We start from the raw sequence: 17,804 nt of genomic DNA, 5'->3' as shown, positions 1-17,804 counted from the left end.
ACGGGCTATACGTTCGCAGGCTGGAACACCGCTGCTAACGGAAGCGGCACCGACTACGCTTCGAATGCCACCTTCAGTATGGGATCGGCGAATGCCACCCTCTATGCGAAGTGGACGGCGAATCCGACCTACACCGTAACGTATAACGGAAACGGCAACACCGGCGGTGCGGTTCCGACTGACAATAGCAGCTATCAGCAGGGGAACACAGTGACAGTGCTGGGGAACACGGGAACGCTGGTGAAGACGGGCTATACGTTCGCAGGCTGGAACACCGCTGCTAACGGAAGCGGCACCGACTACGCTTCGAATGCCACCTTCAGTATGGGATCGGCGAATGCCACCCTCTATGCGAAGTGGACGGCGAATCCGACCTACACCGTAACGTATAACGGAAACGGCAGCACCGGCGGTGCAGTACCGACCGACAGCAACAGCTATCAGCAGGGGAACACAGTGACAGTGCTGGGGAACACTGGAGCACTGGTGAAGACGGGCTATACGTTCGCAGGCTGGAACACCGCTGCTAACGGAAGCGGTACCGACTACGCTTCGAATGCCACCTTCAGCATGGGATCGGCGAATGCCACCCTCTATGCAAAGTGGACAGCCAATCCGACCTACACCGTAACGTATAACGGAAACGGCAACACCGGCGGTACAGTTCCGACTGACAATAGCAGCTATCAGCAGGGGAACACGGTGACGGTGCTGGGGAACACGGGAACGCTGGTGAAGACGGGCTATACGTTCGCAGGCTGGAACACTGCCGCTAACGGAAGCGGTACCGACTACGCGTCGAATGCCACCTTCAGCATGGGATCGGCGAATGCCACGCTTTATGCGAAGTGGACGGCGAATCCGACCTACACCGTAACGTATGACGGAAACGGCAGCACCGGCGGTGCAGTACCGACCGACAGCAACAGCTATCAGCAAGGGAACACAGTGACGGTGCTGGGGAACACTAGAGCACTGGTGAAGACGGGCTATACGTTCGCAGGCTGGAACACTGCCGCTAACGGAAGCGGCACCGACTACGCTTCGAATGCCACTTTCAACATGGGATCGGCGAATGCCATTCTCTATGCGAAATGGATCTCATCAAATGCACTGTTGTCCAGCTTGTCAGTGGATCAAGGGACATTGACACCAGCATTTACAGCAGCAACTATGAAATATAACGTGAATGGTGTAGCTAATTCCGTTTCAAGCAGCAATCTTTCTTTTACCACAGCGGATTCTCATGCGACGTTTACCGTTTCGGGAGCCGTATACAGTTCCGTAACCGGCAATATGTATACGTATAGAGCCAACAATTTACAGGTGGGCGCGAACCTGATTCAGATTAGCGTAACGGCCCCGGACGGGACTGGCAATACGTATATGGTAACAGTGAATCGGGAGGATGTATCCTGGCAGCCATCACCGGGTGGTACGCCGGCGGACAGTATAACGCCAACAGTGACACCACCTGGTTCTACGAAACCAGCAGTTGATGTATTTAATAGCAGCATTGTTAATGTAATAAACTTAGTTAATGCTTTCGAGTCCAAGGTAGAGGAAGCTAAGAAATCTAATGTTAAGATTGAACTTGCTGATACGAAAGGACACTGGGCCGAAAAAACTATCGATACTTTCGTGAGGCTCCATGTGATTGAAGGTTACAAGGATGGTACGTTCAAGCCGGATGGTGAGATCACACGCGCTGAATTTGCAGTGATTCTGAGTCGGGTATTCGATATCAAAGACGGCAGCAATACTGGTGTTGTTTTTAAGGACGTCGGTAACCACTGGGCTAAAGGCGCCATCGAGAAGCTCGCAGAGGCAGGAGTTATCAGCGGCTACGAGGATGTTACGTTCAAGCCAAATAAAACAATCACCCGCGAGGAAATGGTTGTCCTTTTGTCCCGCGTCATAAACCTTGGCAACGTAACGAAGGACACCACCAAAGGCAATTTCGATGACCTGAAGGGCTCCTATGCAGCAAACGAGATCAAAGCTGAAGCACAAGCTGGTATCATAAGAGGCAAAGCAGATGGGAAATTTCATACTAAGAGCAATGCCACACGTGCAGAAGCACTGCAGATCATCCTGAATGCGCTGAAGCTCAACCCGCAATTAAAGACGTTGTTGGATTCACTTAACTAATGACGGTTCTCTGGGAAAAAGGGACAAGTGTAATTTGGGGCTGTTAACGGAAGGCAGTTTTCTTCATTCTTAAAACCACAAAAAGTGAGCAGAGCAGCGATTCTTCAGTTATTGAAGGATCGCTGCTCTGCGTTTTTGGTCATGGGTGGCTTGCTTTAGCGGAGAGGACGGACAGATTGCGGAAAAGCGGCAGCGGTCAGCTTTGTTTCCGGATTTCGACCCGGCTGTCAACACCGTAAGCGCCTAAGGTTTATAGTGCGTGCGCCTTGGCTTCGGCCATTGGGAGAGCTTGCAAGAAATGGAGCAAAAAGGAGCAAATCATCGGCCGCTTAAGAGCGAAACGAAAGAATACGCATTCATACGTGAAGGGGCGGCATTTTTGGTTTCTTTTGTCGTCCGCCATGTTTTACAATAAATGGCCACAGGCGTAAGATTCAAATCAACAACCGAATGTAATATAACTGTTCTCAAATGGCTGAATTCCGGCAACGGGAACGGGGGAACCAATGGTGAATATGGCTTTGCTCAGATAGCAGCCGCTCACCCTGGGGTGAATCCTTGCTGCATACTGAATAGCACAGTACCAGCAGGGTAGGGCAATCTCGCTGCCCGAATCCGTCAGCTAACCCCGTAAGCCTCGAAGAGAGAGGATGAGCGCCATGATCGATTAACCGACCACGGAGAGCCCTGCCGCTTCTGTGGTCTTTTTGTTGCGCATACAGAGAGGAAAGACGGTCTGTATAAGGAACTGAAAATCTTATAACAACGGGAATTAGAGCAATTGGGCATTATTTTAAATGCTTTAAAGGGGGTGTTATTATCGTTACTGTGTTTATCGTGTGCTTCTGGGTTGGACTATTGCTCCTCCTCAGCGGAGGATTTCATGGGCATGGCTTGGCGGGTCATCTTCATGCGGGAGGCGCCGATGCTGGCGGTCCGGGCTTTGTGCCCATACTCCCTCTGATGGTGTTCGTCACGGTCTGGGGCGGGACTGGTTATGTGCTTACCCGATTTACAGGAATGAATCTACTTGCAGTGGTGCTGATCTGCACCGTGGTTGCCTTGCTGCTCGGCAGTTTGATGTATACGGTGCTGGCCCGGGTGATGACCCGGTATGACAGCAGCATGAATGAAATGGATTATGAGCAGGTTGGGCAACTCGGGTACATCAGCATACCTGCGGTGGATGGAGCCGTTGGAGAAATGAAATATGTACTGCACGGGACGATGCGCTCTATTGGAGTGCGGGCAGAAACCGACCAGCAGCTTGCCAAGGGCGACAGGGTGATTATTTTGAAGGTGGATAAAGGAATGGCGACAGTAACTCTTTTCGAGAGTGAAATCGAACAATTATAATTAATGGGGAGTGTCGGACATAATGGTTATTCTTTATTTAATCTCGGGAATCGTTGTTGTAATTCTGCTGGCTTTGTTCAGTATCGTGAACGCTTATAAAAAGGTTCCGCCCAATCAGGCAATGATTGTATACGGCCTTGGCGGAAAAAGAGTAGTTCAGGGCGGCGGGACGTTCGTTATCCCCGGCTTCCAGAACAATAAGACCATCTCCATGATGCTGATGAGCTTCGATGTTATCCCGGCGCAGGCGATGTTCTCCAAGCAAGGCATCAAGCTTAACCTGGAGGCGGTAGCCCAGATAAAGATTAAGAGCGATCCTACGGCTATTCTGACTGCCAGTGAGCAGTTTATCGACCGGCCGGAGGAAGACCGCGAGACGATTATTCTACATTCGGTGGAAGGTCATTTGCGCGGCTTGATCGGACAATTAACGGTGGAATCTATTCTAAAAACTCCTGACGAGATTAACAGCAAGATGCGGGAGACCTGCTCGGAAGATCTCGACAAGATGGGGCTTGAGGTAGTCAGCTTCACCATTAAGAAGATTACTGATGACAAAGGATATATCGACAATATGGGGGTTCCGGAGATTGAGCGCATCCGCCGTGATGCCAGCATCGCCAAAGCCGAAGCGGAACGCGACATTCAGATCAAGCAAGCCGAGGCGGAGAAAGAATCCTCCATTGCCAAAGCCAATGCGCATCAGGCTACCATTGAAGCAGGAACTGCAGCCCGCGCCAAGGAATCCCAGTTCGAGAAGGAATTGAACATTAAGCAGGCAGACTTTAAGCTGGAGACAGAAGTGAAGAAAGCGCAGGCGGATCTTGCGTACGAATTGCAGCAGAACAAGATCAAACAGTCGCTGGTTACCGAGCAGGTCAAGATCACGCAGATGGAAGCAGAGGCTAACCGTACCGTCCGGGAAATCGAAGTTGAGTTGAGACAGAAAGAACTGGAGGCGACGGTGATCAAGCCTGCTGAGGCGGAGAACCAGGCTACGATCATGAGAGCGGAAGCCGCCAAGCAGCGGCAGATTCTTGAGGCGGAAGCAGAGGCGGCCACCATGACCAAACGGGGGCTGGCGACTGCGGAAGCAGAACTGGCGAAGGGGAGAGCCAACGCGGAAATTGTTCAACTGGCTGGAGCGGCAGAAGCAGGGGCGCTCGAGAAGAAAGCTGAAGCGTACAAACAGTTCACGCAAGCCGCGCTTACAGTGGAATTCTTAAAAGTACTGCCAGAGCTGGCAGAAAAGATCGCTTCTCCGCTGGCCAAGGTGGATAAGATTACAGTGATTTCCCAGGATGGAACTTCATCCGGCGTGAACAAAATTACCGGTGATATCGCCAAAATCATGGCCCAGGTTCCTGAATTAACTCAGACCCTTACCGGTATGAACGTGACAGAGGCTCTCAGTGGGCTGCTCGGCCGGAACAAAGAGCAGTAATTTCACGGCTTTGTATTTCTATACTACAAAAGTTCCTACTCATAATACTGCTGGGGTGTCCCACTTACGGGACATCCCTTATTTTGCTGCTGCCGAAAACGTTACCATTGGACAATGTACTATCTCATCTATGACCGTTATACTAAAACTACTATGTGATTAGAATGAATAGGTACTTAATATAGGGAGGCTAAATAATGATTAGAGCTACAGAAGACAATGAATATGTTGAATTGACGAGCCCCACTCAGCTCCCCAAAGCTTCAGGGTTTCTATGGAATGAGAAGATGATGATTCACGTCAATTGCCGCGGGTATGCGGTCGCGCAGTTTATGCAGCCTGAGCCTGCCAAATATTCCTATGCGCCGAATCTGGAAGCGAAGACCTTTATGCAGCCGGAGCAGCCCTACTATGCTCATCATCCCGGCCGGTTTCTCTATGTGAAGGATGAAGAGACCGGGGAGATTTTCTCGGCGCCATATGAGCCTGTTCGCGTTCTGCCGGATCAGTATACTTTTGCGGTTGGAAAACACCATATTGTCTGGAAGCTTGAACATCTTGGTATTGCTGTAGAAATGACACTCAGTCTGCCCAAAGACGAGGCCATGGAGCTATGGCGTGTAAAGGTGAAGAATCTCTCGGACCGGAAGCGGAAGCTGAGCATCTATCCATATTTTACGGTGGGCTATATGTCTTGGATGAATCAGTCGGCGGAGTACCACGAGGAGCTGCAGGCGATGGTCTGCACCGCAATTACCCCGTATCAGAAATATCAGGACTATGCGAAGATCAAGCAACTTAAGGATAGAACTTTTCTTCTTGCCGACCAGCCGCCGCGCGCCTGGGAAGCCAGCCAGGAAGCCTTTGAAGGGGAGGGCGGGATTGGTATGCCATCGGCCGTTCAGCAGGAAGAGCTCTCCAAAGGGGATGCCCGCTATGAGATGCCGCTGTGTGTCCTGCAATACAGCCCGGAGCTTGCGCCTGGTGAAGACAAGCATTACCGCTTTATTTTTGGTCCAGCCAAGACGGAAGAAGAGGTCGCGCAGATCCGCCAGCGGTATTTCCTGAATGCGGAGTCCGGCGGTGAGGACGGCTTTGCTGCGGCGGAGCGGGAATATGCCGGGTACATACAGGAGGGCAAAGGCTGCATTGAGATTAAGACGCCTGATCCTGATCTGGACAACTTCGTAAATCACTGGCTGCCGCGGCAAATGTATTATCATGGCCAGACCAACCGTCTAACCACAGACCCCCAGACCCGGAACTACCTCCAGGACAATATGGGAATGAGCTATATCAAGCCGCAGATGGCAAGAAATGCGTTTCTTACGGCATTAAGCCAGCAAAAGGCAAACGGAGCTATGCCGGATGGAATTATTCTGCATGAAGCGGCTGAGCTGAAGTATATCAATCAGGTTCCGCATATGGATCACTGTGTCTGGCTGCCGATTTGCCTCAGTACCTACCTGGATGAAACGAATGATTACACCATTCTGGAGGAAGAGGTTGCTTTTGCGGGCGGAGAAGAAACGGCTACTGTATTGGAACATATTAACCGGGCGATGTTCTGGCTGATGGAGGCAACGGATGAGCGCGGTTTGAACTATATCGACCAGGGCGACTGGTGTGATCCGATGAATATGGTGGGCTACAAAGGTAAAGGTGTCTCCGGCTGGCTGACCATGGCATCCGCTTATGCCTTCCTGATCTGGGCGGACATCTGCAGCAAAAGCGGACAGCCGGATCTTGGCAGAACACTAGTTGCGGCGGCGGACAAGGCGAATGAGGCCATTAACCAATATCTGTGGGACGGCAACTGGTATGCCCGGGGAATCACTGATGATAATGTGGTGTTCGGTATCAGCAAGGATACGGAGGGACGGATTTTTATTAATCCTCAGGGCTGGGCTCTGCTGTGCGGGGCTGCGGATGCCTCGAAGCAGGAGAAGCTGATGCAGGCGGTCAAGGAGCAGCTGGAAACACCTTATGGTCTGGAAAAGCTGGCGCCGTCCTACACCGCCATGCGCGAGGATGTGGGCAGAGTCACACAGAAGCATCCGGGAACCGCCGAGAATGGCGCGGTATATAACCATGCGGCAGCTTTTTACATCTATGCGCTTTACGCTGTGGGAGAACAAGAGGATGCCTACCGCCTGCTGCGCAAAATGATCCCCGGACCGGATACTGAGGATCTGGTCAGACGCGGCCAGTTGCCTGTGTTCATCCCTAACTATTATCGGGGTGCTTACAGACAATTCCCGCGTACCGCCGGGCGCTCCAGTCATTTGTTCAATACAGGGACAGTACCATGGGTATACCGCTGCCTGATTGACGGCCTGTTTGGAGTGCAGGGGAATGAGGCAGGAATCCGTATCCACCCTCAGCTTCCTGCGCAATGGGAAGAGGCGTCGGTCAAACGGAGCTTTAGAGGAGCGGAGCTGCATATCACGATGAAACGTGAAGCTGGTGTGACTGCTACGGAAGTGTACGTGAACGGCAATCGCATCGAAGATGGCATAATCAAAGATGTGGAAGCTGGAAGGGAATATGACGTTGTGGTGAAGCTGCCGCCTCAATAAACCGATATAATAGGAAGCCACAGAAATACTCCATGAAGGGAATTATTGAGCTTGAGAACGACGATTACAGCTTTCTTTTCCAGAGCCATACCCTTTTTTCTTCTTGCAGCAGCCTACTTTTTGTCTGTCCAAATGAATACTTTGTCTGATTCGCAGCTTGGGGTGGTAAGGCTCTCTCCTTATGTTATTTTTGGGGTGGGAGCCATATTATCCTGGAAATTTAACCGGAGCAGGGAATTCTACATTCTGGTTATTCTGGCGGTTTGTCTGGCCTCAACAACCTATTTACCGGAAATCCCAGGCATTGCAGTACGACCGGAGGATATTTACTCCATCATCTGCCTGGTGATTCCGCTGAATATTGCGTTGTTCTCGTTTTTTAAAGAACGGGGCATTATCAGTTTATGGGGAACTCTTCGGATCGCTCTGATCCTGGCAGAATGCCTGTTTCTCTTTTGGCAGATCAAATCAGGAGAGAGAGAATGGTTAAACCTATTAAATACTGAGGTAGTGCCGGTTAATCTTCACAATATGACACCCATACCGCAGCTGGCGGTTATTGCATTTGTGGTCACTTTTGCCATCCTGATGGTCCGGTTCATCGTTCACCGGTCCTCCACACAGGAAATTTCATTCATTAGTGTCCTGCTAGCCATGTTCTACGTGCTGCATCAGAGCAGCAGTCCGCTGCTGTATTCAATATTTTTTGCCATTTCAGGGATTGTTCTTATTCTATCAATCATTCAGGACTCGTATTCGATGGCTTTTTCCGATGAGCTTACCGGATTGCCCTCGCGGCGGGCCCTTAAGCAGGACATGATGAAGCTGGGCTTTAACTATGCTATTGCGATGCTGGATATCGATTTCTTCAAAAAATTCAATGATACCTACGGGCATGACACAGGAGATGAAGTGTTAAAGCTGGTGGCATCGACCTTACAGGACGTTTCTGGCGGAGGGAGGGCCTTCCGCTATGGCGGGGAGGAATTCACGATTCTTTTTCCGGGTAAAAACATCAATGATGTGCTGCCCCATCTCGAAGAGCTGCGGGAAAAGATATCCAAACGGGCCTTCACCCTGCGCGCCAAGGGCCGATCCAAAAGCAAATCCAAAAAAAGATCCTCCGGCACAAAAGCCGCAAAGCAAATCTACATAACTGTAAGCATCGGGGTCTCCCAGAAGAACGAGAAGAACAAAACCACGGAAAGTGTAATGAAATCAGCGGACACCGCCCTATACCGCGCGAAGAAAAAAGGTAGAAATTGTGTGAGCAAGTAAAGGGGCAACTACATACTCGACTGGTTGACGGACATCGATCCAACAATCTGTATATTAAAAAAGCGAACAGCGAAGAGGTGGACGGCCTCTTAACAGCGTTTGCTTCTTTTTTTGTATGAAAATGTATATTCATAAATGAAAATCTTACATAATGTTTACATTGATAAGGTAACATTTGGCCTATCTATTTGTTTTCCTTAACTATTAGTGGAATTAATAACTTGCGCAGGAAATATAATGGATGAATAAGGAGATCAAATACATTATATAGAAATAATACAAGGTAAAAAACGGATAAAAAAGATATTGACGTAAGAAAATTTAACATGTAATATAAACCATAATTTATACGGGAAAGCTTAGCTTCCCTATAGGTGCTGTCCTGTAGCTAATTGACCTTCGGTCTATTCCAGCGGATAGCGGCTTAAGGAGTAAAAGATTCCTTGTAAGGTATTGTTACATACCTTGATGACACATGGCAAAAACGTTTGACTTACACAAGGGAGGTTGAACAAAGGTTTATTAGGACAGAGAGTGCGTTGCAACGGTATTGGTAGTTCAGACGTTACACGGATCTAACAAAAGGAGGAGTAAACAGGATGGCGAAAAAGAGAAAATGGTGGTCTGGCTTACTGGTTCTATCTCTTGTAGGGGTTCTATTCACAGGGTGCAGTACAAATAACACCGCAACTAATTCACCAAGTGCTACGGCAGAGAGCTCTGCTCCAGCCGCAAGTGAAGCTCCCGCTGCTTCTGAACCGGCTGTAGATGCCCCGGTGGATGGCGGTACGATGGTAATGAGCACATTTTCCGATATCGTAAATATTAATCCTCTTATGATTAACGACACTTCTTCGGGTGATCTGGCAGAATTCGTATTTGCCAAGCTTTATGATCTGGACCGTCAAGGAAACGTACAGGCAGAACCTTGGTCTCTGGCAGCGTCTTTGCCGGAAATCTCTGCAGACGGACTGACGTACACGATTAAATTGAAAGATACCATTAAATGGAGTGATGGTCAGCCGATTGTAGCCGATGATGTGGTATATACCATTGAAACTGCTAAGAATCCGGAAACCGGCTCACCGCTTACGAGTGCTTTTGACAAAGTGAAGACCGTAGAGAAAGTGGATGACCACACAGTAAAAGTTACAATGTCCAAGATTTATGCGCCTTTCCTCTACGCGCTTTGCCAGGCTATTGTACCATCGCATATTTTGAAGGATGTTGCACCGAAAGAAATGCAAACCAATGCTTATGGTACTGACCCGGCCAAGACCGTCACAAGCGGACCTTGGAAATGGACTTCCTGGAAACAGGGTGACAGCCATACTCTTGATGCTGATCCCAACTACTGGGGCGAAGTTAAACCTCATATCGCACAGTTGGTTTACAAAATCTATGCTGATCAGAATACCGAGGTTCAAGCTCTCCTGAAGGGCGACACGGATCATATCAGTGCTATTCCGGTTACACAGGTTGAGGCCGTCAAGGCCAACGACTCGATTCATATCATTCAGAAGCCGGGCGCTCAGTACGAATATGTAATGTTCAACTTCGATGCCAAGAACTTCAAAGACAAATACGGTTTATTCACGGGACAGAAGACCAGACAGGCCATTGCACACGCATTGAACCGCCAAGGGATGGTCGATAACATTCTGAAGGGTGTCGGAGCCCTAATGAACGCACCGTTCCTGCCGGATACTTGGGCTGATCCGGGGGATGCAGCTGTCAACTATGACTACAATGCGGAAACAGCGAAGAAGCTGCTGGCAGAAGACGGATGGGTTGCCGGTAAGGATGGCATTCTCACCAAAGACGGACACCGGTTCTCCTTCGAACTGCAGTATAACGCGGGCAACAGCCGTCGTGAGCAGGTCGCAGCAGTCATCCAGCAGAATCTTAAGGAAGTCGGTATTGAAGTAACGCCGAAAGCCATTGACTTTGCAGCCTGGATTGACCAGAACGTAACACCGGGTAAATTCCAAGCGTTGCTGCTGGCATGGTCTCTGAACACTCCGGATCCGGATGCAGAGAGCATCTTCTCCTCCAAGTACTTCCCACCTGCTGGACAGAACAGCGGCTGGTATAAGAATGAGAAGCTGGATCAGCTGTGGGTAGATGGTTATTCTACGGTTGACCAAGAGAAGCGTAAAGAAATTTATAAAGAAGTAGGTAAAGAAATCTCTACTGACCTGCCTTACGTATTCCTGTATCAATACGGGCAAGCCATTGGTACGGGGCCTAGAGTTCACTGGGCAGAGGAAGATGCTCCTGAGCCGTCACTGGGCTATGGACAGTACTTCCATGCTCTCAAATGGTGGGTTACCGACTAAACGAGCAGACACAGGAAATAGAATTACGGGGAGGAAAGAGAATTCTCTTTCCTCTTCTCCTTTTGTCTTGGGGGAACGTGATTCTGTGCCTTACCATCTCTAGGAGGACATTAGATGACAGAATATCTGATCCGTCGCGTACTGCAATCGGTACTGGTGATCTTTTTGATTACGATACTTACCTTTCTTCTCATTCATGCGGCTCCCGGAGGGCCGACCCAGATGATGCTGTCTCCTGGACTTTCACCGGAAGTCTTCAAGCAGCAAGCACATAATCTTGGCCTGGATAAACCTGTCCCTGTACAGTATGTGCGCTGGATTAGCGGCTTGCTGCAGGGCGACTTGGGCTATACGTTTAAGAATCATCTGCCGGTTGCGGACTTGCTCTGGCCCCGTATCGGCAACACCTTCATTCTCATGGGAGCTGCGTGGCTGTTGTCTCTAATCATTGCAATTCCCTGGGGGATATATAACAGTACCAAAGTATATGGATTGTCCGATCAGTCGGCCTCCTTTATCTCGTATCTTGGTTTTGCTATGCCGACCTTCTGGTTCGGGATATTGCTGCAGCAGTGGTTCTCCTTGAAGCTCAATTGGTTTCCTCTGTCTGATATGCATACAAGGGGAAAAGAAGGAGACATCAGTGACCTGTTCATGCACCTTGTGCTGCCTGTAACCGTGTTGTCACTAGGATTTTTAGCCTCCTATATGAAGTATGCACGGGCAAGCATGCTTGAAGTGCTAGACCAGGATTATATCCGGACAGCACGCGCCAAGGGTGTCAAGGAACGCAAGGTAGTCTTCCACCATGCGCTGCGCAATGCACTTATTCCGATCATTACCATTCTGGGGTTGGATCTTCCTATCCTGGTGGCAGGGGCTGCCTTAACGGAGAGTGTGTTCAACTGGCCGGGCATGGGACGCTGGTTCGTGCAAATGGCCACCCAGCGCGAATATTCAGTGCTCATGGCTATAACCATTGTAACGGCGGTCATGGTTGTACTGGGCAATTTGCTGGCGGATATTTTATACGCAATAGTAGATCCCCGGGTCAAGCTCGGTAAGCAGGGAGGCAAAACAGCATGAGTACTGAGCCTTCACAATTGCCTGCTGATGCAATGCCTGCTTTGGATCTGGAACAAGCGGCTAAATTCAAAAAGCCTCCCGGACCTTGGGTCATCCTGTGGAAAAAGTTCTCACATAACCCATACGCGATGAGCGGACTTGTCGTATTGCTCTTTTTCATAGTGATTGCAATGCTCGCTCCTCTTCTCACTAAGTATAAACCGGATGGCATTGACTTGATGTTCGCCAACCTGAAGCCCGGAGCTGAGGGGCATTTGCTTGGGACAGACGAGCTCGGCCGTGACATTCTCACCCGGCTGCTGTACAGTGCAAGAATCTCATTGATTATCGGGTTTTCAGTAGCCTTTGCTTCCGTAGCCATCGGTTCGATTATCGGGGCGATTTCAGGTTATTTCGGCGGCTGGGTGGATACCGTCTTCATGCGTATTGTGGACGTGATGAACTCGGTGCCTACGCTATTCCTTAATATTCTCGTGCTGGCGATATTCGGCTCCCGGATCGAGTATATGATTCTGATTCTGGCATTGACCAGCTGGATGAGTATCGCACGGCTAGTCCGGGGGAACTTCCTGCAGCTTAGAGAAATGCAGTATGTGGAGGCCGCAAAGGCAATCGGGGTGTCAAGCTGGGGGATTATATTCCGCCACCTGCTCCGCAATGCGAGCTTCCCGATTATCGTAAATGCGACTCTAATGGTCGGAGGTGCGATTCTGAGTGAGTCGGCCCTGTCCTATTTGGGTCTTGGTATTCAGGCTCCGGCTACCAGCTGGGGGCTTATGCTCAGTAATGCACAGGAATTCATGCTCGTAGATCCGCTGCAGGCGGTTTATCCGGGACTATGCATCCTGCTTGTGGTACTGGCGGTTAACTTTATCGGCGATGGAATTCGGGATGGACTGGATCCCAGACAGCAAGTGACCAAATCCCGGAGGAGGCTGGACAAATGGCGGAAAAATTACTCGAAATCCGGAAACTGACCACCGGCTTTATTACAGAAAAAGGGATGGTTAAGGCAACCGACCAAATCTCCATTGCAGTGGATAAAGGTCAGACGGTGTGTCTGGTGGGTGAGTCCGGCAGCGGCAAAAGTGTCACTTCGCTTGCGATTATGCGGCTGATCGATTACGCAGGCGGAATGATTCTTGAAGGCAATATTAATTTCCACGGCAAGGATCTCGCAGCCAAGTCGCAGGAAGAGATGCGAAGAATCCGCGGCAATCAGATCGCTATGATCTTTCAGGATCCGATGTCCACACTGAATCCGGTGTTCACGATAGGCGATCAGATTGCCGAAAGTCTGCAGCTGCATCAGAATAAAAACGCCCAGGAAGCTGCCGAAATGGCTGTCGACCTGCTGAAGCTGGTTGGCATTCCGGCACCGGAAATCCGGGCAAAGCAGTATCCGCATGAGCTGTCAGGCGGGATGAGCCAGCGGGTGGTTATCGCGATTGCCCTCGCTTGTAATCCTGAGCTGCTGATCGCAGATGAGCCGACAACCGCCCTGGATGTTACGGTTCAGGCTCAGATTCTCGACTTGCTGCGCAAGCTTCAGGCGGAGCTTGGTATGTCCATTCTGCTGATCACCCATGATATGGGGGTAGCGGCTGAAATGGCGGACCGTATTGCTGTTATGTATGCGGGGGCGATTGTAGAAGAAGGTACCGTAGAAGAAATCTTTGATCATCCTAGTCATCCTTATACGATTGGTCTGCTGCAATCCATTCCCGGATTTGAGGGGGGACGCGGCGGAGAGCTGTATACGATAAAAGGAACCATTCCGCCAATCGGCCAGCTTCCGGCAGGCTGCCGCTTTCATCCGCGTTGTCCGCATGCAATGGAGGTCTGCACTATGAAGGAGCCGCCGGATTTCATGATCACAGATGATCACCGTACGGCCTGTTGGCTGTTTCAGGATAAGCCGGTTCAAGCTGACAACAAAGATGAGGTGAGACACGCATGACGAATGAGACAGCAGTCGAACCGATGATGGAGACAACCTCCACGGCTGAAGTTCTAGTGGATGTGAAGAACATCAAGAAATATTTTCCGATCACTAAAGGTCTTTTGAACCGGACCGTTGGGCAGGTAAAGGCGGTAGACGGTGTCTCCTTGTCTATCCGCAAAGGGGAAACCTTTGGGCTGGTTGGTGAATCCGGATGCGGCAAGTCCACCTTTGGGCGGGTATTGCTCAGACTGCAGAGTGCCACTGAGGGAGAAGTACTGTTTGGTGGCCGGGATATCCACTCTTTGAGCCATCAGGATATGCGAAAGCTGCGGGAGAAGATGCAGATTATTTTTCAGGACCCGTTCGGATCGTTGAATCCGAGGTTCCTGGTCAAGGATATCATAGGCGAGCCGCTGCGGATTCACCGGAGCATGTCAGCCAAGGAGATCGATGCCAGAGTCGTGGAGCTGATGGAACTGGTGGGTCTGGACGCATCGCGGAGAAACCGTTATCCGCATGAATTCTCGGGCGGGCAACGCCAGCGGATCGGGATTGCACGTGCGATTGCGCTGAATCCGCAGTTCATTGTAGCCGACGAAGCGGTATCTGCGCTTGACGTTTCTGTGCAGTCCCAGGTGATTAACCTGCTGATGAAGCTGCAGAAGGAGCTTGGACTGACCTTTTTGTTCATTGCGCATGGGCTGAATGTGGTCCGTCACATCTCGGATCGTGTAGGCGTTATGTATTTGGGTAAACTGGTTGAGGTTGCAGAGACCGAGACGTTATTCGCTGCTCCGCTGCATCCCTATACGGCAGCGCTGCTCTCGGCCATTCCCAAACCAACGCCAAGACGGAAGCAAGACCGGATTGTGCTGCAGGGCGACGTTCCTTCACCAGCTAATCCGCCTTCAGGCTGCCGGTTTCATACCCGTTGTCCGATGGCCCAGGAGAAATGCCGCCAGCAGGAGCCGGCGCTTGAGGAATTGCTTCCAGGTCGAATGGTGGCCTGCCACTTTCCCCTGGTAAAGTCATGAGATGTGAACCAATGTAATCATAGATAAGGTACGATAAGAAGGGCATGTTCCAGAAGCCTGCAAGCGGCTGCGGGAACATGCCCTTTCTGGTCATTCTTATAAGGGATGGTTATTCGGACAGCGGGAGCTGGCCGTTTTTGGAGTCATATTCATTTCTGGCCTGTTCGACAAGTGCATAATGTTTGTTGCTCCACTGCTTCATTTGGTGCAAGTGCGGGAGCAGTGTATGCGCTAACGGGGTTAGGGTATATTCGACGAACGGAGGGACGGAAGGATGAACCTCGCGTGTGACGAATCCGTCTCTCTCCAGCTGGCGAAGCGTTTGGGTCAGCATTTTTTGCGATATGCCGGAAATGCGGTGCCTCACTTCACCGTAACGTTTGGTCCCATCCTCCAAGGCATAAATAACAAGCACTGCCCACTTGTTCGATATGATCTCAAGCATCCGCCGATAAGCACATGCTGTGAGCGAGATATCTGGCTTGACTGCTGCCTTTCTGGTCATCATAACACACCTCCTATGCACTTTTGAGTACCTAGCGAACGTATAAGTGCCTACTTAACTAAGTCTAGTATTTAGATTATTGTATGTCTAGACCAATAAGGAGGGCTTTATGATGAGCAAGGAAGTATGGAGAGTGGGAATAATCGGTGCGAGTATGAATGGAAGCTGGGGGACTGCGGCGCATCTTCCTGCCTTGCAGGCTTTGCCTAACTTCAAGGTGACCGCGATCAGCACGACCCGTCAAGCCAGTGCGGATGAGACCGCGGAGCGGTATGGCATTCCGAATGCTTTTACTGACCCCAATGAGCTGGCACGGCATCCTGACGTGGACCTAGTGACGGTTGCTGTAAAGGTTCCCGAGCATGATAAGCTGGTAAGAATCGCTCTTGAGGCCGGAAAACATGTGTTTTGTGAATTCCCGCTTGGACGGACTACGGCTGAGACGGCCAATCTGCTTCAAGCGGCGGAGAGTCAGGGAGTCCGTCATTTTGTCGGGTTGCAGGCCCGGGCCAATCCGGCGGTTAACTACGTGAAGGATCTGATTGCTGATGGTTATGTTGGAGATATTAGGGCTGTACATTGCAATTACTCGGTACCAGTCTACCCGACACGTTCCAAACAAATAGATCTAGCTCATCAATATCTCTTGGAAGATACCCATGGGGCCAATGTGTTAACTATTACTGCGGGGCATTTGCTGGATGGCCTGATGCATATACTGGGGCCCTTCTCCGAGCTGTCTGCCATCTTGAGAACCCATGCGGCACAGGTACAGGTAATGGAAACTGGAGCATTTATTCATCCCACATCACCAGATCATGTAGCTGTGCAGGGTATTCTGGCGAACGGAGCCGTGATGAGCAGCCAAATCCGCAATACGTATCAGGGCAACCTGCTACTTGAGATTAACGGTACCGAAGGAGACCTGCTGCTGGTATCCGAGGACAATTTCATGTTCCAAATCGATTCCTTAGTAGTTAAGGGGGCACAGGACGGAGATAAGAGCTTTAAGGTATTAGCTGTTCCGGCAAAATATGACCGGGTGCCTCAAGGGTTGAGCACTGGTCCTGCCTATAATGTTGCTCAGCTTTATCAGGGGATTAACAGAGACTTGCGGGAGAATACCCGCAACGCGCCGGATTTTTATACCGCTATGGCAATCCATAAGCTGTTTGATCAGATTCGCGCAGCAGCCGAAACCGGAACCCGGCAGAAGCTGTAGGTGTGTAATTCCGAGACAGTTTTACGGAATGAACGAAAACCTGCACTGGACCCCGCCCGTGGAAATTGCTTGATATTTCCACGGAGTGGGATTTTATCGAAATCAATAGTGCATTCATGTTAAGCTTAAGAAAATGTCTAACTTACAGAAACGATGGTGGCTATGCAGATTCAACTCGGAGATCAGACCTTGCAGCTTCATGTTCAGTATTCAAAACGGAAGAAAATTTCCCTACAGATTGATATGGTGGGGCTTATTATAGTTAAGGCGCCTACGGGCACCAAGGAAGAGACCATCCGTGATGCAGTGCAGCGGCATGAAGAATGGATTCTGGAGAGTCTGCAGAGGAATGCAGCGGCCAGGCAGCTTCCGGCTCCCAAGGAGTATCAGCAGAAAGGGCGGTTCCTCTACCTCGGGAAGGAGGTTCTGCTGCACGAATTGATTGAAACCGGTGAGCGGGATGAGGAGAAGCTGAAGCTAGAGCTGAAGAAGTTCTATTCGGCCAGCCTCAAAAAAATCGTCGCCGAGCGGATTATCCAATATCAGACAGTGCTGAAGGTGAAGCCTAGATCCATTGAAATCGTAGAGTCACGGACCAAGTGGGGGAGCTGCAGCTCGGATAAAAAGCTGACCTTCAATTATAGGCTCGCTATGGCGCCGCTAGAAGTCATCGATTATGTTATCATCCATGAGCTATGCCATCTGCTGCATATGAACCATGACCGCTCCTTTTGGCGCCGCCTTGGGAGCGTAATGCCGGATTACAAAGAAAAGGAAGCTTTTCTTGCGCGGCAGGGGCAGTTCATGACGCTGTAAGGTAGTCTAAGAGAAATTTCTCATTCTGCATTTGAGGCGTTGAACTCAT

At 50.2% G+C, this 17,804-nt stretch carries 13 protein-coding genes and 1 riboswitch; of the genes, 12 read left to right on the top strand and 1 reads right to left on the bottom strand.

The window, feature by feature from the left end; genetic code table 11:
* The 10 genes from AC0MA3_RS25030 to AC0MA3_RS24985 form a co-directional block, all read left to right on the top strand.
* A partial coding sequence (locus AC0MA3_RS25030) for an InlB B-repeat-containing protein (protein WP_474658181.1) occupies positions 1-2,151 on the top strand: 2,151 nt, incomplete at its 5' end.
* 463 nt (positions 2,152-2,614) lie between these two features.
* Positions 2,615-2,803, top strand: a riboswitch (cyclic di-AMP (ydaO/yuaA leader).
* Positions 2,804-2,979: 176 nt separating this feature from the next.
* On the top strand, positions 2,980-3,507 hold the full coding sequence (locus AC0MA3_RS25025; protein ID WP_474658180.1) for an NfeD family membrane protein: 528 nt from the start codon (positions 2,980-2,982) through the stop codon (positions 3,505-3,507).
* A 22-nt stretch (positions 3,508-3,529) separates the two neighbouring features.
* Positions 3,530-4,951, top strand: coding sequence for a flotillin family protein (locus AC0MA3_RS25020; RefSeq protein WP_379164193.1), 1,422 nt, complete (start codon positions 3,530-3,532; stop codon positions 4,949-4,951).
* A gap of 197 nt (positions 4,952-5,148) precedes the next feature.
* Positions 5,149-7,530 carry a GH36-type glycosyl hydrolase domain-containing protein gene (locus tag AC0MA3_RS25015; RefSeq protein WP_474658179.1) on the top strand — a complete coding sequence of 794 codons (2,382 nt, stop codon included), beginning with the start codon at positions 5,149-5,151 and terminating at the stop codon, positions 7,528-7,530.
* A 45-nt stretch (positions 7,531-7,575) separates the two neighbouring features.
* Entirely contained in the window at positions 7,576-8,808 is a 1,233-nt protein-coding gene (locus AC0MA3_RS25010; RefSeq protein ID WP_474658178.1) for a GGDEF domain-containing protein, read from the top strand.
* Between the two features lie 599 nt (positions 8,809-9,407).
* Complete coding sequence (locus tag AC0MA3_RS25005) at positions 9,408-11,147, top strand: peptide-binding protein (RefSeq protein WP_474658177.1); 1,740 nt, start codon at positions 9,408-9,410, stop codon at positions 11,145-11,147.
* Positions 11,148-11,261: 114 nt separating this feature from the next.
* On the top strand, positions 11,262-12,233 hold the full coding sequence (locus AC0MA3_RS25000; RefSeq protein WP_379164182.1) for an ABC transporter permease: 972 nt from the start codon (positions 11,262-11,264) through the stop codon (positions 12,231-12,233).
* 32 nt (positions 12,234-12,265) lie between these two features.
* Positions 12,266-13,210, top strand: a complete 945-nt coding sequence (locus AC0MA3_RS24995) for an ABC transporter permease (RefSeq protein ID WP_474658184.1) — start codon at positions 12,266-12,268, stop codon at positions 13,208-13,210.
* The gene (locus AC0MA3_RS24990; RefSeq protein WP_379164176.1) at positions 13,177-14,193 is read left to right on the top strand and encodes an ABC transporter ATP-binding protein; all 1,017 of its coding nucleotides are present in this window, start codon (positions 13,177-13,179) and stop codon (positions 14,191-14,193) included. Before AC0MA3_RS24995 ends, AC0MA3_RS24990 begins: the two co-directional genes overlap by 34 nt.
* On the top strand, positions 14,190-15,212 hold the full coding sequence (locus AC0MA3_RS24985; RefSeq protein ID WP_379164173.1) for an ABC transporter ATP-binding protein: 1,023 nt from the start codon (positions 14,190-14,192) through the stop codon (positions 15,210-15,212). Before AC0MA3_RS24990 ends, AC0MA3_RS24985 begins: the two co-directional genes overlap by 4 nt.
* 109 nt (positions 15,213-15,321) lie before the next feature.
* Here the strand turns inward: AC0MA3_RS24985 and AC0MA3_RS24980 are convergent, their stop codons facing one another.
* Positions 15,322-15,720 (bottom strand): winged helix-turn-helix transcriptional regulator, encoded by a 399-nt coding sequence (locus AC0MA3_RS24980; RefSeq protein WP_474658176.1) that lies wholly within the window; start codon positions 15,718-15,720, stop codon positions 15,322-15,324.
* 109 nt (positions 15,721-15,829) lie between these two features.
* Between AC0MA3_RS24980 and AC0MA3_RS24975 the strand changes: the two genes are divergently transcribed.
* Positions 15,830-16,939, top strand: a complete 1,110-nt coding sequence (locus tag AC0MA3_RS24975; protein ID WP_379164167.1) for a Gfo/Idh/MocA family protein — start codon at positions 15,830-15,832, stop codon at positions 16,937-16,939.
* A gap of 162 nt (positions 16,940-17,101) precedes the next feature.
* Positions 17,102-17,755 carry a M48 family metallopeptidase gene (locus AC0MA3_RS24970; RefSeq protein ID WP_474658175.1) on the top strand — a complete coding sequence of 218 codons (654 nt, stop codon included), beginning with the start codon at positions 17,102-17,104 and terminating at the stop codon, positions 17,753-17,755.
* Positions 17,756-17,804: the final 49 nt, after the last annotated feature.

It is taken from the genome of Paenibacillus sp. LS-5, from assembly GCF_056121505.1.
This window is presented reverse-complemented; position numbering and strand designations above follow the sequence as displayed.

Bases quoted from the DNA above. Each gene is read 5' to 3' on its own strand.
- AC0MA3_RS24975 (WP_379164167.1), top strand. From the start codon at position 15,830: ATGAGCAAGGAAGTATGGAGAGTGGGAATAATCGGTGCGAGTATGAAT.
- AC0MA3_RS24995 (WP_474658184.1), top strand. From the start codon at position 12,266: ATGCCTGCTTTGGATCTGGAACAAGCGGCTAAATTCAAAAAGCCTCCC.
- AC0MA3_RS25020 (WP_379164193.1), top strand. From the start codon at position 3,530: ATGGTTATTCTTTATTTAATCTCGGGAATCGTTGTTGTAATTCTGCTG.
- AC0MA3_RS25015 (WP_474658179.1), top strand. From the start codon at position 5,149: ATGATTAGAGCTACAGAAGACAATGAATATGTTGAATTGACGAGCCCC.
- AC0MA3_RS24970 (WP_474658175.1), top strand. From the start codon at position 17,102: ATGCAGATTCAACTCGGAGATCAGACCTTGCAGCTTCATGTTCAGTAT.
- AC0MA3_RS24990 (WP_379164176.1), top strand. From the start codon at position 13,177: ATGGCGGAAAAATTACTCGAAATCCGGAAACTGACCACCGGCTTTATT.
- AC0MA3_RS24985 (WP_379164173.1), top strand. From the start codon at position 14,190: ATGACGAATGAGACAGCAGTCGAACCGATGATGGAGACAACCTCCACG.
- AC0MA3_RS25005 (WP_474658177.1), top strand. From the start codon at position 9,408: ATGGCGAAAAAGAGAAAATGGTGGTCTGGCTTACTGGTTCTATCTCTT.
- AC0MA3_RS25000 (WP_379164182.1), top strand. From the start codon at position 11,262: ATGACAGAATATCTGATCCGTCGCGTACTGCAATCGGTACTGGTGATC.
- AC0MA3_RS24980 (WP_474658176.1), bottom strand. From the start codon at position 15,720: ATGATGACCAGAAAGGCAGCAGTCAAGCCAGATATCTCGCTCACAGCA.